Origin of the sequence: Corynebacterium callunae DSM 20147 (assembly GCF_000344785.1) — a bacterium.
GTDB classification, from domain to species: Bacteria; Actinomycetota; Actinomycetes; order Mycobacteriales; family Mycobacteriaceae; genus Corynebacterium; species Corynebacterium callunae.
Map to the genome: position 1 here is coordinate 2,295,220 of NC_020506.1, position 13,591 is coordinate 2,308,810.

At 52.1% G+C, this 13,591-nt stretch carries 13 protein-coding genes and 2 tRNA genes; 3 read left to right on the plus strand and 12 right to left on the minus strand.

Annotation, left to right across the window (positions count from 1 at the left end; translation table 11 throughout):
• Positions 1–49 precede the first annotated feature (49 nt).
• Positions 50–880: an ammonia-dependent NAD(+) synthetase gene (nadE, locus tag H924_RS10740; protein ID WP_015651984.1), complete on the plus strand. Its 831-nt coding sequence runs from the start codon at positions 50–52 to the stop codon at positions 878–880.
• Here the strand turns inward: nadE and H924_RS10745 are convergent, their stop codons facing one another.
• The 8 genes from H924_RS10745 to pgm form a co-directional block, all read right to left on the minus strand.
• The gene (locus H924_RS10745; RefSeq protein ID WP_155862021.1) at positions 881–1,630 is read right to left on the minus strand and encodes a fructosamine kinase family protein; all 750 of its coding nucleotides are present in this window, start codon (positions 1,628–1,630) and stop codon (positions 881–883) included. It lies immediately after the preceding gene.
• A gap of 2 nt (positions 1,631–1,632) precedes the next feature.
• Positions 1,633–2,046 carry a pyridoxamine 5'-phosphate oxidase family protein gene (locus tag H924_RS10750; RefSeq protein ID WP_015651986.1) on the minus strand — a complete coding sequence of 138 codons (414 nt, stop codon included), beginning with the start codon at positions 2,044–2,046 and terminating at the stop codon, positions 1,633–1,635.
• Between the two features lie 103 nt (positions 2,047–2,149).
• The gene (locus H924_RS10755; RefSeq protein ID WP_015651987.1) at positions 2,150–3,172 is read right to left on the minus strand and encodes an MDR family oxidoreductase; all 1,023 of its coding nucleotides are present in this window, start codon (positions 3,170–3,172) and stop codon (positions 2,150–2,152) included.
• A 44-nt stretch (positions 3,173–3,216) separates the two neighbouring features.
• Complete coding sequence (locus H924_RS14220; protein ID WP_131386815.1) at positions 3,217–3,441, minus strand: LLM class oxidoreductase; 225 nt, start codon at positions 3,439–3,441, stop codon at positions 3,217–3,219.
• Between the two features lie 274 nt (positions 3,442–3,715).
• Positions 3,716–3,788: transfer RNA gene (locus tag H924_RS10765), tRNA-Ala, on the minus strand.
• A 43-nt stretch (positions 3,789–3,831) separates the two neighbouring features.
• A tRNA-Ala gene (locus H924_RS10770) sits at positions 3,832–3,904 on the minus strand.
• A gap of 184 nt (positions 3,905–4,088) precedes the next feature.
• Complete coding sequence (locus H924_RS10775; RefSeq protein ID WP_015651989.1) at positions 4,089–4,817, minus strand: DsbA family protein; 729 nt, start codon at positions 4,815–4,817, stop codon at positions 4,089–4,091.
• Between the two features lie 453 nt (positions 4,818–5,270).
• Positions 5,271–6,911 carry a phosphoglucomutase (alpha-D-glucose-1,6-bisphosphate-dependent) gene (gene pgm / locus H924_RS10780; RefSeq protein ID WP_015651990.1) on the minus strand — a complete coding sequence of 547 codons (1,641 nt, stop codon included), beginning with the start codon at positions 6,909–6,911 and terminating at the stop codon, positions 5,271–5,273.
• A gap of 108 nt (positions 6,912–7,019) precedes the next feature.
• Between pgm and H924_RS10785 the strand changes: the two genes are divergently transcribed.
• Positions 7,020–7,316 carry a fluoride efflux transporter family protein gene (locus tag H924_RS10785; protein ID WP_015651991.1) on the plus strand — a complete coding sequence of 99 codons (297 nt, stop codon included), beginning with the start codon at positions 7,020–7,022 and terminating at the stop codon, positions 7,314–7,316.
• On the plus strand, positions 7,313–7,639 hold the full coding sequence (locus H924_RS10790; protein ID WP_015651992.1) for a fluoride efflux transporter FluC: 327 nt from the start codon (positions 7,313–7,315) through the stop codon (positions 7,637–7,639). Before H924_RS10785 ends, H924_RS10790 begins: the two co-directional genes overlap by 4 nt.
• Here the strand turns inward: H924_RS10790 and H924_RS10795 are convergent.
• The 4 genes from H924_RS10795 to H924_RS10810 all read right to left on the minus strand — a co-directional run bounded on the left by H924_RS10795 (position 7,636) and on the right by H924_RS10810 (position 13,396).
• Complete coding sequence (locus H924_RS10795) at positions 7,636–8,367, minus strand: DUF1648 domain-containing protein (protein ID WP_015651993.1); 732 nt, start codon at positions 8,365–8,367, stop codon at positions 7,636–7,638. The two genes, H924_RS10790 and H924_RS10795, sit on opposite strands and share 4 nt — an antisense overlap.
• A gap of 69 nt (positions 8,368–8,436) precedes the next feature.
• Positions 8,437–9,813 (minus strand): dicarboxylate/amino acid:cation symporter, encoded by a 1,377-nt coding sequence (locus H924_RS10800; protein WP_015651994.1) that lies wholly within the window; start codon positions 9,811–9,813, stop codon positions 8,437–8,439.
• 176 nt (positions 9,814–9,989) lie between these two features.
• On the minus strand, positions 9,990–12,551 hold the full coding sequence (locus H924_RS10805) for an ABC transporter permease (protein WP_015651995.1): 2,562 nt from the start codon (positions 12,549–12,551) through the stop codon (positions 9,990–9,992).
• Positions 12,548–13,396 (minus strand): ABC transporter ATP-binding protein, encoded by an 849-nt coding sequence (locus tag H924_RS10810; RefSeq protein ID WP_015651996.1) that lies wholly within the window; start codon positions 13,394–13,396, stop codon positions 12,548–12,550. Before H924_RS10810 ends, H924_RS10805 begins: the two co-directional genes overlap by 4 nt.
• Positions 13,397–13,591: the final 195 nt, after the last annotated feature.

The window sequence follows — 13,591 nt, forward strand, 5'->3', positions numbered from 1 at the left end:
ACAGGCACCTTAAACTCCAAAACCCTTTACTAAGTCTAGTATGAACGTCATGACTTCTACACGCTCAGAGATCATCAATGAACTAGGCGTTTTACCCACCATTGATGCAGCCGCCGAAATTGAAGCACGCGTCCAATTCCTCGTGGATTATCTCCGCACCTCCGGCGCTAAAGGATTCGTCCTAGGCATCTCCGGCGGACAGGATTCAACCCTTGCTGGCCGCCTTGCCCAACTAGCTGTGGAAAAGATTCGTGCCGAAGATTCCAGCGAGCACACCTTCTATGCGGTGCGTTTGCCTTATGCCATCCAGGCCGATGAAGACGATGCTCAGGTATCCCTTGATTTCATTGCTGCCGATCATGAAGTCACCGTCAATATTAAAGACGCTACCGACGCCACTGACGCTGCCGTTGCTGCAGCCCTTGGCTTGGAAGAACTCACCGACTTCAACCGCGGCAATATCAAGGCTCGCCAGCGCATGATCGCGCAGTACGCCATTGCCGGTCAGTTTGGACTTTTGGTTATCGGCACTGATCACGCCGCCGAGAACGTTACCGCATTCTTCACCAAGTTTGGCGATGGCGCAGCTGACCTTCTACCACTCGCTGGTTTGAGCAAGCGCCAAGGCGCTGCCCTCCTCCAGGAATTGGGCGCTCCAGAAAGCACTTGGAAGAAGGTTCCTACCGCGGATCTGGAAGAAAACCGCCCAGCACTTCCCGATGAGGAAGCACTTGGCCTGAGCTACACCCAGATTGATGATTACCTAGAAAACAAGGGTGAACTAAGCCCTGAGGCTACCGCCCGGATCGAGCACCTGTGGACCGTGGGACGCCACAAGCGTCACGAGCCAGTTACTCCTAAAGACACCTGGTGGCGCTAGTTAGCTAAGCAGCTCGAGTACTTCTAGCGCTGTTTGGTGCAGCTGCCTGCCATAACTTGGCCCATGGGAGGCAGCGTGCACTGCTAAAGGATGGAGTTGATGCATGGGGGTTCGCTCACGCCATCCAGTTGGCAAAGGATTAATTTCTTCATAGCCAACTTGAATTTCTAAAAGATAGGGTGCTCCAAATAGTTCGAGCATGGCCAGGTCTGTTTCGGGGTGACCACCATGAGCTGCTGGATCAATAAACACCGGACCAAACTCTCCAAAAAGCAGATTGCCAGACCATAAATCTCCGTGGATGCGTGCTGGTAAAACGGTATCTTCCAACCGCTGGATTTGCCCACATACCAAGATCAAAAGATCTAAGGTGTCGCCGTTAATGTGATTTAGCTTTTTAGCCTTATGAGCGAAAGGTAAAACCCTTTGGGTGGAATAAAATTCACCCCAGGTTTTCGTCGCAAAGCAACTTTGTTGCTGAGTACCTATATAGTTTGGCCCTTCCCACCCAGCTGGTGGGCACCCGAAGGCGGGCGCCCCGGCGCGGTGAATGTGGGCAAGCGCGTGGCCAGCTGACCGCGCGGCTGCTGGAGTGGGTTGCACCAAAGTTACGGCGCGGGTGGAAATATGGTGATCTCCAACGGAGACCACCTCTGCTACCTGTGCAGATGCTTCCCCCAACCACCTTAAACCGGCCGCTTCAGCCCGTGCGGACTGTGGTTCGGCCGGTCTTTTAGTGAAAACTTCCACCATTAGTAACGCTCAGGCTCCTCGCCCAATACAAATGCGCGACCGGAGACGTCGGTGGGCACAATACGAACGTAGTTGTATTTGAGGGTAGGAATCCAAGGCTTGAGATCGAGGGTGTCAGCGTGGGCGATCTCCTTAAGATCCTTCACCAGCTCAGCCTGACCGCGGATAACAACGGACCAGGCCTTGCCGTCCTTAACCTCATCGGCTTCAAAAAGGACGTCGTGATTGAGGTTGATGCTAAAAAGCTTATTTCCCTCTGCAGTGCGGAAATAGATATTGCCCTCATCAATTACGTAATTAACTGGGAAAATATCCATATCATCGCTGCGGCGCACCACAATGCGGCCGAGGCTTAGGCTTTCCAGCTTCTTGAGGGCCTCTTGTTCATTAAGGATTTCTACGGGGTTTTGCATTGTGTTTCCACTCCCAATCACAGTCCTGAGGAACCAACTTTTCTCGCTTTTAAAGGTGAAGCGATACTGCCAAGTGTAGTCCTCAAGACCATGCCTGGTGGGGTTAATTAATACGTACTGCAGTGCGACCGTGCAGCTTGCCGGCCATCAAATCAGCACCGGCCTGAGCAATATCTTCCAGGTTTACTACGGTGGTCATGTCATCGAGCACCGCCGTATCCAGCTTCTCTGAAAGCAACGCCCAAGCACGTCTCCGCAGTTCAAAGGGTGCGTCTACCGAGTTAATGCCCACCAAATGCACCCCTCGCAAAATAAATGGCAATACTGTTCCAGGCAGATCTGGGCCTTGGGCTAGACCGCAGGCAGTAACCACTCCACCCCACTTTGTTTGAGCCAAAGCGTTGACCAACGTGTGCGATCCCACAGAGTCAATCACACCCGCCCATCGTGCTTTTTGCAGGGGGCGTCCAGCATCGGAAAATTCCGCGCGCTCCAGGATTTCACTAGCACCAAGGCTGCGGAGGAATTCACCATGTTCTGCTACACGTCCGGTCACCGCCGCGGTGGTAAATCCGAGTTGTTTGAGCAGATGCAAAGAGATCGCTCCCACGCCTCCGGTAGAGCCAGTTACTAGGATCTCACCATCTTCGGGCTTCACGCCTTGTTGTAAAAGCGCATCCACGGACAGAGCTGCGGTATATCCGGCGGTGCCCAATGCGCCAACCTGTTGGGCACTGAAGTTATAAGGGATATGCAATAGCGGTGCAGCAGGCACTTTCAGGCGTTGAGTGAATCCGCCATGGCGGTTTTCACCAAGACCTGCGCCATTAAGAACAACTTCATCGCCACGGCCGAAGCGAGGGTCAGCGCTTTCAATGACCGTGCCCACGGCATCAATACCTGGAATTAGTGGCCACGTGCGCACTACGCCTTTATCCCCGCGCAGTGCCATCGCATCCTTGTAATTCAGGCTGGACCAGCCGACCTCAATGAGGACATCACCATCACCAAGGAAAGCTGGATCATGGGAGGTATCTAGGTAATCGGTGCGTGGAGTTCCATCTTCATCCTGTCTAAGGACAACACTGTGGATGGGATCAAGCGGATCAGAATGTACTGGTGTCATAACGCCCGAGTCTAGTGAAAAGCCTGCGCCATGACATTGCCTTTTTACTTTTCTAAAGCCTCAACAACAATCTCATGGGAACGAATGCGGGCAGCGTGATCAAAAATCTGGGCCTGTACCAGTATTTCATCGGCGCTAGTTCTGGTTGCGAGATGTTTAAGGCCGTGCGCTACTTTCGAGGCTTCGCCAATAATTGTTTCGCTTAATTGAGATTCTGCCGAGTAACGCTGTTGTTCATTCCAGTTTTCCCATAATGACTCCGGCGCCACTGGTGGTTGCCAAACGCTCGGCTTCTGCTTGACTATCTGCAGCGAAAACCCTTATTGCACCTATTACATAAGGCTTTTCGAGAGTTTCAGAGGGGACAAAGCTCTCACGGTAGGCATGCATTGCTACTTCCATATTTGCCGGGGCAAAGTTACATGCGAAAGTAAAGGGCAACACTAGTTCGCCGACCAATTGCGCACTATTGATACCTTAACCATGAAGCCACAAAAGAGCCTGCTCTACCGTGAAGTAGAACAGGCTCTTTTTATGAGGAAGTGGAGCTAACGGGATTCGAACCCGTGACCCCCACACTGCCAGTGTGGTGCGCTACCAGCTGCGCCATAGCCCCTTTGGGTAATTCAATTGTGCAGATCATTTTAAAACGATCTGAGTGGAGCTAACGGGATTCGAACCCGTGACCCCCACACTGCCAGTGTGGTGCGCTACCAGCTGCGCCATAGCCCCAAATTTCAACTCTTGTAAATCTAGTCGAGGGCTTATCATTTATCCAAATCGTGTGCTTGTGCGCAACTCAAACCTCGAACCACCAGGACAAGGGCATAAAAATATCCCCTATTCCACCAGTTTTTTCGTCGAAAAGCGCTGCGAAAATAGCTGATGAATTAGGGGAATTTTTAAGGGTTAGACCTTAGGAGCCGAGCACTGCTGGGATCCACTGGCTGATGTCCTGAACGTCAACATCCTTGCCGTCCTGGAGTACGCGTGGGGAGGACAGGCTGCCGGTCTGAGCGGTAAGCTCCTCGCCGTTAGCTGTAGCTAGGGTGTTTGCTGCGTCCACTCCGGAGCCGCTGCGAACGGTCTCAACAGTGGCGGAATCTACGCCCTTTGCCTCGAGAGCATCGGCGAAGTCTTCATCAGACCACAGGTTAACGATCTCATCCTGCTCCTCGAGAAGGAAGGTACGGAAGTTCCAGAACATTGCAGGATCGTTGGTATCAGCAACCGCCATTGCAGCAGCTAAAGCATGGGTGGAGTGTCCATCGATGTTTCCGCGGTCGAGGAAGTTAAGTGGCTTGATCTCGACGATCAGGTTGCCGGCCTCGATCTCAGACTTCATCTCAGCATCAGTTGCTTCTGCAAGTTCTGCACAGTGAGAGCAGGAATAGTCTTCATAAAGCTGGACAGTCTTTGCATCTGCCTTCGCATCAGGAGATGAAAGAGTAATGGAGTCTTCGGAAACTTCCATGGTCATGGTGGTGTCTGCAAATTCGCGGTCTGCAAAGAGGGCTGCTTTCTTACCCTGGCCGTTAACCACGATGAAACCCACGACGACGATGGCGATGACGACAATTGCCACCAATGCCCAGAGGAAGTTCTTGCTTCCACCTTGGGTCGGATTCTGGACTTTATTGCTCACTTGTTGCCTTACCTTGTTCTGTTTTATGTGCCGGACTTGCGCCCGATTTTCAAAACTAACTACCTGCTAGGGTTCTCGCACATTCCTGCCACCAGAGTTGCCCTCAAGAGAAACTCTCAAAAGGAATCCTTCAGAAGTCCGCGCGCTTGAACCCAGCACCAACTCAGTTTGAAGATTGCCGACTAAATGCTTTAACTCACAACCACTAAAAAGTAGCTATGCAATTACAACAATTAGATACCCCATCGACCTTAAACCATATGCCGATTATTTGACACGTCCACTACATACTCGAGACAAGATTCACAGCAGAAATCCTAATTAGGTCGGAAGCTGGCAAAAAATAATCAGCTTGATCCCAGGTTCGCCCTCTAATCCGGAACCGTAAGGACTCAAGGCCCCCGCGGGTCACTCAGCTGGAAGGGCTCCTGGAATTCAAACTGACTATCTAAATTACTGTCCGAGTACTGCGCTAACTAGAGCCTGTGCTTCTTCCTGAACCTGCTTGAGGTGCTCTGCTCCCTTGAAGGACTCAGCGTAAATCTTGTACTTGTCTTCAGTACCGGATGGGCGTGCTGCAAACCATGCGTTCTCGGTAGTGACCTTCAGGCCACCAATTGCGGCACCATTTCCGGGAGCTTCGGTGAGCTTTGCGGTGATTGCTTCGCCGGCTAGTTCAGTTGCGGTGACCTGCTCTGGGGAAAGCGCCTTGAGCACTGCTTTTTGTTCGCGGTTGGCCTCTGCGTCGGTGCGGGCATATGCCGGTGCACCAAATTCTGCAGCGAGTTCTGCATAACGCTGGGATGGCGTCTTGCCGGTCACGGCGATGATTTCTGCTGCAAGCAGATCCAAGATGATGCCATCCTTATCGGTGGACCAGGTGGTGCCGTCCATACGCAGGAAAGATGCGCCTGCGGATTCTTCGCCACCAAAGCCGATTTCGCCAGAGATAAGTCCTGGCACAAACCACTTGAAGCCCACGGGAACTTCTACCAGGGTGCGGCCAAGTTTTGCGACCACGCGGTCAATCATGGAGGAGCTGACCAAAGTCTTACCCACAGCGGTATCTGGGGACCAACCTGGACGGTGTGCAAAAAGGTACTCAATGGCAACAGCCAGGTAGTGGTTAGGGTTCATCAGGCCGGCGTCTGGGGTGACAATGCCGTGGCGGTCCGCATCGGCATCGTTGCCGGTGGCGATATCAAACTTGGTGGCACTATCAATTAGTGATGCCATAGCGTGTGGGCTGGAGCAGTCCATACGAATCTTGCCATCGGTATCGAGTGTCATGAAGCGGAAAGTGGCATCCACGTTGGGGTTTACCACTGTCAGATCCAGATCGTAGGTGGAAGCAATAGCACCCCAGTAATCCACGGAAGCACCACCCATTGGGTCCGCACCGATGCGTACGCCAGCCTTGCGGATAGCCTCAATATCAACCACATTTGGCAGGTCAGCGATGTAGGTGCCCTTGAAGTCATAGCGGGTAGCACGCTCATCCAAAACGCCAGAAACAGGAACGCGCTTAACGCCCTCGAGCTCGGCGCGCAGCAGATCATTGGCGCGCGCAGCGATCCAGTCAGTGGCATCGGTATCAGCAGGGCCACCGTTGGCGGGGTTGTACTTAAAACCGCCATCGCGTGGTGGGTTGTGTGAAGGAGTAATTACAATGCCATCGGCCAGCGCGGTGTCAGCCGCGTTTGCGTTATGGCGCAAAATGGCATGCGACACTGCCGGGGTTGGGGTGTAGCGGCCGTCAGCGTCGACAAGCACTTCTACCCCATTAGCCAACAAAACTTCCAGTGCAGAGACCATAGCTGGCTCCGACAAAGCATGAGTGTCGCGGCCAATAAAGAGTGGACCTTGCACACCCTGGGTGCTGCGGTAATCCACAATGGCCTGCGTGGTGGCCAGGATGTGATTTTCATTGAAGGCATTGTCAAGGGCAGAACCACGGTGTCCAGAGGTGCCAAAAACCACCTGCTGATCCGGATTGTTTACGTCAGGTTTACGGGTGAAATATGCCGTTACCAATTCCGCAACGTCAATAAGATCCGCTGGCTGTGCCAACTGCCCGGCGCGCTCATGTGCCATATCTAAAATTCCTCCAAGATTCAGTGCCAATTACTTCCTTTCATCTTCCCCTCAAAAACATTTACGCGCAGAACTTATGCAAAATTTCACCCTGTAAGGTGTACTTTTATGCAGAAATTGGGAGCAGGTATGGCCGTCGGCGCAGGTGCTGCCCTCGGCGCATGCACCCGTCTAGCACTGACAATGCTGCTGGGGGGCCTATGGCCGATTTTGGCAATAAATATCCTCGGCGCATTTTTTATGGGCTGGCGCCGCCCCGGCGCCTTCTGGGGCACCGGTTTCCTGGGCGGTTTCACCACCTTCTCAGCCATGATGCTTGTCGACGAAAACCTCCTGCCCTACCTGGCATGCACCACACTGGCCTGTATCTCCGCGTGGTTTATTGGCGATCGGCTAGCCTCATGATCTTTATTTATGTAGCAGTTGCCGCCTTTGTTGGTGGTTTCTCACGATGGGGATTAGCACAGCTTTTCCCCGGCAAAAAAGCCACACTTTTGGCCAATACTCTGGCGTGCTTAGTAGGTGGCTTTGTTATCTCCCGTGATTTTTCCGCACAAGAAACCGCTCTGCTGATCACTGGTTTTTGTGGCGCACTTTCCACCTGGTCCACTTTGGCAAAAGAACTTGGGCTCCTTATTAAGGGTGGCCAGTGGTGGCAAATGTTGGCTTATTTGGCCAGCACCGTGGTTCTAGGTTTTGGTGCGGTACAGCTAGGTGCTGCTTTTTAGGCGATAATCAGCCACAGAAAGAACACAAGTGGTGCTCCAAAAAGGATAATTGCCCAGATTTTTCCGGCAGGCCGACCAATATTCAAGGTGAAATGAGTGCCTGAGCCGGTGTCAATCAAGATGCGTTTATCGGCTGGATCATTATAAAAAATGCCCCAGGTTTTTCCTTGTTCTCCTTCTGGCTTGGGATACTGTTGCTCAATCTGTTTGGACTCTTTGACCATAATCCACATAAAAACCGCGGTGGCCAGGATTAAGCCTCCAAGAGCAATAACGATGCCTACTGTGGAGGGTGCTGGCCGGTAGGAATCCAAGAGCAGCACCATCACACTTAAGTTAATGGCGAACATGTACCAACCCAGGTGCCTCATTGCGGAGTGCAGTCCCCACCAGGTGCGATATGCCTCATTAACAGTTCTGGCCCCACCTGGATCAGTAATATGAGCTGCTTGCATGCGGATAAGAGCCTGGGAGCCAATCAACGTCAAAAGGATGATCGCTGGGCCCAGCAGAATTAGCGAGACAAAGGTCTGCAGGGATTTTGGTTCCCAATTATCTGCTTCACCCGCGGCATTCCAATGCACCGGCATTGGATCTGGAAGTCCGGGATAGTAGGTGCTAATCAGCACTGCTACGATAATCGCAGTGGTTGCCACGATGGCAATAATCCAGGTCCACTTGAACTTGAGAGGTGGTAGCTTGGGCATCTTTTCTGCAGGTCCGCTCATGTCTTCCACTATAACGAGCAGAAAAAAACTCGGAACGCCTCAGCGATCCGAGTTTTTCTAAAACTTTGTTTATTTAGCGATTTCTGCAGGTTCCGGAACAATTGCCTTATCTACTGCAGCGCTGCCCTTTTCAGCAGCGTCCCAAAGAGCCTTATCCCAAATACCTTCGCGCTTTGCGACAACCAAAGGAACCAGTGCCTGACCAGTCACGTTGGTTGCAGTACGGCCCATATCGATGATTGGCTCAATAGCCAGCAAGAGGCCAACGCCAGCCAAAGGCAGCCCCAAGGTAGATAGAGTCAGGGTCAACATAACAGTTGCACCGGTGGTACCTGCAGTTGCTGCAGAGCCCAAAACGGAAACTACCATGATCAGTACATAATCCATCAGGCTGAGGTCAATGCCATAAAACTGAGCCACGAAGATTGCTGCGATAGCTGGGTAAACTGCGGCGCAGCCGTCCATTTTGCTGGTAGCACCCAAAGGCACTGCAAAGGAGGCATATGCACTTGGCACGCCAAGCGATTGCTCGGTAATACGCTGAGTTACTGGCATAACGCCCATGGAAGAACGGGTAACGAAGCCAAGGCTGGTTACAGGCCAGACGCGCTTAAAGAATCCAATAGCTGAAAGTCCGTGCAGCTTAAGCACAACTGGGTAGATAACCAGCATAACAATGGCCAGGCCAATATAGATTGCGAGCACAAACTTGCCCAAGGAACCCAGTGCAGACCAACCATAAACAGCAACTGCCTTACCGATCAATGCTGCGGTGCCAATTGGAGCCAGGCGGATGATCCACCACAAAATGGTCTGAACGATCTTGAGGAAAGACTCGGTAAATTGCAGGAATGGTTCTGCAGCCTTGCCGGCCTTAACTGCAGCAACACCAATAGCGATGGAGATAACCAAAATCTGCAGCACATTAAAAGTAAGGCTCACACCGGAGGTTTCACTATAAGAACCGGAAAGTCCCAAGATGTTGACTGGAACGATGGATTCCAAGAAGCCGTACCAGCTACCAACGTGAGAAGGTTCTGCTGCATTTGCTGCATCGATGGAAGATCCCACACCAGGTTGCATGATCAGTGCTACGGCAATACCTGCCAGTACAGAGAAGAATGCGGTGATGGCAAACCACACCAAGGTGGATACTGCCAAGCGTGCTGCGTTGGTGACTTCACGCAGCTTAGCGATACTTGTAATAACTGCGCCAAAAACTAGTGGCGGAATCATTACCTTCAACAGCGAAACATAAGCGGATCCCACGCCTTCCAGCAAACCGGTTAGCCAACTGCTTTCGCCTTCTGCAGCGCCACTATCCATTCCGCGAGCGATGAAGCCGAGGATAAGACCAATAATTAAGCCGGCGATAACTTGGGCTCCAAACCCTGTCATCCAGCCGGGCAGGCCAAAGCGGCCTGTTTTCGCGGTGGCGGTTGCCATGCGTAGCACTCCTTTGAGTCGTGCGGGTGAATTGAATTCATAAACCTTAACTGCACCCGCATAAAATAGCCAATCCAGTCTGTTTTAATTAGACAGACCAGTCTAAGTATTACTAAAAGTGCAACACTAAAGGCCTTGAGAAAATTCCTTCTCAAGGCCTTTAGTGTTAAAAAATTTTAGTCAGTAATCGCTTCCAGCGGAGGTGTCCGCGAAGCTTTAGCGGCAGGCCACAAAGCTGCAATCACACCAACTACCGCAGAACCAAGCAGCATCAAAGCAATTTGATCCCATGGCACCGCGACCGCGGCATCAAGCCCCTCACCTGACATCACGGTGACAAAGGCCCAGCCCAGTCCCAAGCCAATGGCAATGCCGATCACCGCACCATAAATAGCAATTTGTACGGATTCCAAAGTGATCATGGTACGCACCTGGCCACGCTTAACGCCAACTGCACGCAACATGCCAATTTCTTGACGACGTTCAATCACATTAAGCGCCAAGGTATTGATAATGCCGATAATGGCCACAATCACCGACAACGCCAACAGTGCATAGAGAATATTCATCATGGTGTTGATCATTGACACGGTGGCGCCAGCACTTTCTGCTGCCGACAACACCTGAATGACAATATAATCAGCCACCGCATTCTCCAGATTGCTGCGCAACTGCTCCAGGTCAAAGCCTTCCTCACCATTAACCAGCATCATCTGCGGAATGGTTTGATCGGCAGCAACAGTATCTGCCAAGGATGCTTCAGAGATCAGCATGGTGCCAATAGCATTATTTCCGCTATAGGTGCCCACCAATTCAACCTGTCCAATTTCTTGGCCCAGCACACTTAAAGGAACAGACTGTCCTACAGTCCAGCCATTTTGTGCCGCGAAATCTTTATCGGCTACAAAACCTGGCTGCGAAAGATCCAAGGTGCCTGCAGTTTCTTCGGACTTGATTACCGTACCCAAATCACCATCAGCCACAAAGCTAAAGCTCTGTCCTATTTGTGAATAAGAGGACTGGCCATCAACAGCTGCGGTATTCATACCAATCATGACCACATTGGCCACACCTTCAGCTGCCCGGACATCATTTACAGATTCCTTTGGCATGGTGATGGACGCATTGGAAGGTCCCTGCAGCACATAATCTGCAGTGATTTGTTCTTCCATCATGTCAGCTACGGCATCCTTCATAGTTGCCGACAGCATTCCAATCGCGGTCACCAGTGCAATACCCAAGGTCAAAGCGAAGGCGGTGGTTGCGGTGCGCCGCGGGTTGCGGCGCGAGTTGGTAGCGGCAAGCTTTCCGACGCTTCCAAACGGCGCTCCCAACACTCGACCAAGTCCGCCCACGACTGGCATGGACAAAGCTGGCGAGAAGAAGAAGGTGCCAACGATGACAAAAAGTGCACCGACGCCAACCAAGATGGAGCGCACCGTGGTTGAAGAATCACTCATCTGTGCACCCAAGATGGCTAGCAATGCACCCAGCGCCAAAATAATTGCGCCGACAATGGTACGACCCAGCATGGAGCGCACCGTGGTGGTTTCCATATTGCGCATTGCTTCAACAGGCTTAACTTGACCTGCGCGACGAGCTGGAGCCCACGCACTAATCACCGTGACAACAGTGCCAAGAATAAGTGCCGTGATGACTGCAGTAGGAGTCAATCCCACGCTTGAGCCCATTGGCATACCGAAGTGGTTGAGCACCGCGGAGATAACCCAAACCAAGCCCATGCCACCCAAAACACCCAGCGCAGAACCAAAGAGGCCAACAATAATTGCCTCAAAGACAACCGAGCGGGTGAGCTGACCTGGAGCAGTACCCAGCGCACGTAGCAGCGCAAATTCACGCATACGCTGCGCCACAATCATGGAGAAAGTATTGGCGATAATAAAGGTACCGACCAATAGTGCAATCAGACCGAAAGCAATGAGGAAGTATTGCACGAAACTAAGTGCATCGCGGATCGCACCAGTGGTTTGCTCAACCAGCGCGGCGCCGGTTTCCACCGAATAATCTGCACCCAATTCGGCGCTGAGTGCGTCGACAAGCGTCTCGGGGCTCGTGCCCTCGGCGGCTGAAATTTTCAGGCCCGGTACCGTGGCACCATCGGTGTAACGCTCCAGGTAACCGCTTTCTGCCATGAAAAGGTTCAGCGCGGTTTCGGAATCAGTTTTGGAGGACACTAGACCGGTGACAGTGACGTTATAACGGCCAGTAGAATCAACTACCAGCAGTTTATCGCCCACGCCAATGCCACGGGATTGCGCACCAGCCTGGGTGACAGCGACTTCCTCAGTACCTGTGGGCCAGGCACCTTCGGCCAGCTCACCATTGGTGCCCACAGCTTCCTCGGGGTTATATGCAATGCTCAGCGAGGTGCCATTAGGAACCTGAATAGCTTTGGAATCAGCATCGGCGAGCACCACGGACTGTGACGCATTGATATTAACGCCATCAATGCGTGAATCCTCGCGCAGCTTATTCACGGTATCCACGGGAATTCCGGCAGCCGTGCCAGTGCTATTGGTACTGACCACCACATCAACGCCGTCGAGGCTATCGGAAATAGCTTCATCAAATGTTGAGGACAGCGCATTGGTAAACATCATTGCGCCGGAGACAAAAGCGGTACCAAGAACCACGGCCAAAACCGTGAGCAGGAGACGAACCTTATGTGCTCCGATATTGCGCAAACTGATTGTGCGCATTGTCGAGCCTGAACTCATCGGGCAATATCCTCGATTCCGTTCATGGTGGCCAGGATGTCTTCAATCTTGGGATCAAAGAGCTCATTAACAATGCGGCCATCGGCGAGGAAGATAACGCGGTCTGCATAGGACGCAGCGCGCGCATCGTGGGTAACGATCACTACGGTTTGATCATCTTCATCAACAGCAGTGCGCAAAATATCAAGCACTTCAGCGGAGGAATTGGAGTCCAAGTTACCGGTTGGCTCATCGCCGAAAATGATCTCTGGGCGTGATACCAAGGCGCGAGCACAAGCTACACGCTGCTGCTGACCACCAGAAAGCTCGGCAGGACGGTGCTTTAGTCGATCGGACAGCCCCAAACGATTGGTGATTTCATCAAACCACGCCTGATCAACCTGACGGCCTGCAATATCAGTTGGCAGAGTGATATTTTCAGCGGCGGTGAGGGTTGGAACCAGGTTAAAAGACTGGAAAATAAAGCCCAGACGATCGCGGCGCAGGGAGGTCATTTCCTTGTCTTTAAGGCGGGAGAGATCGGTATCTCCAATAAAGGCAGAACCAGAGGTTGCAGCATCAAGACCAGCCATGCAGTGCATCAAGGTGGACTTACCAGAGCCCGAAGGTCCCATGATGGCGGTGAACTTGTTCTTTTCAAATTCCACATTGACATGGTCCAGGGCAGTAACCGTGGTATCACCCTGGCCATAGGCCTTATACAAATTCACTGCCCGGGCAGCAGCCTCGCCCATAACGGGACGAGTGGAATCAATATCTGTTACTGGGGTGAAAGATGTATTCTCCTTCTGCTCCACCCGGTCATCCGAGTTGTGGTTTGGGGTGCTCGCGGCAGGATTAGTCATGAACTACGATGCTTTCCTTCTGTACGTCTTATGGAAATAGGAACTAAAAACTTAAACATCCACTAGACAGCAGGATGCCAAGTACTAGTGCCAATCTACCGGAGGACTGGGACACAGAAATCAGGGAAGACCCCCAGATCTCTCATAAAGTCATATTCCCCTGTGTTTATTAGGCCGACCACTATGAGAAATTCG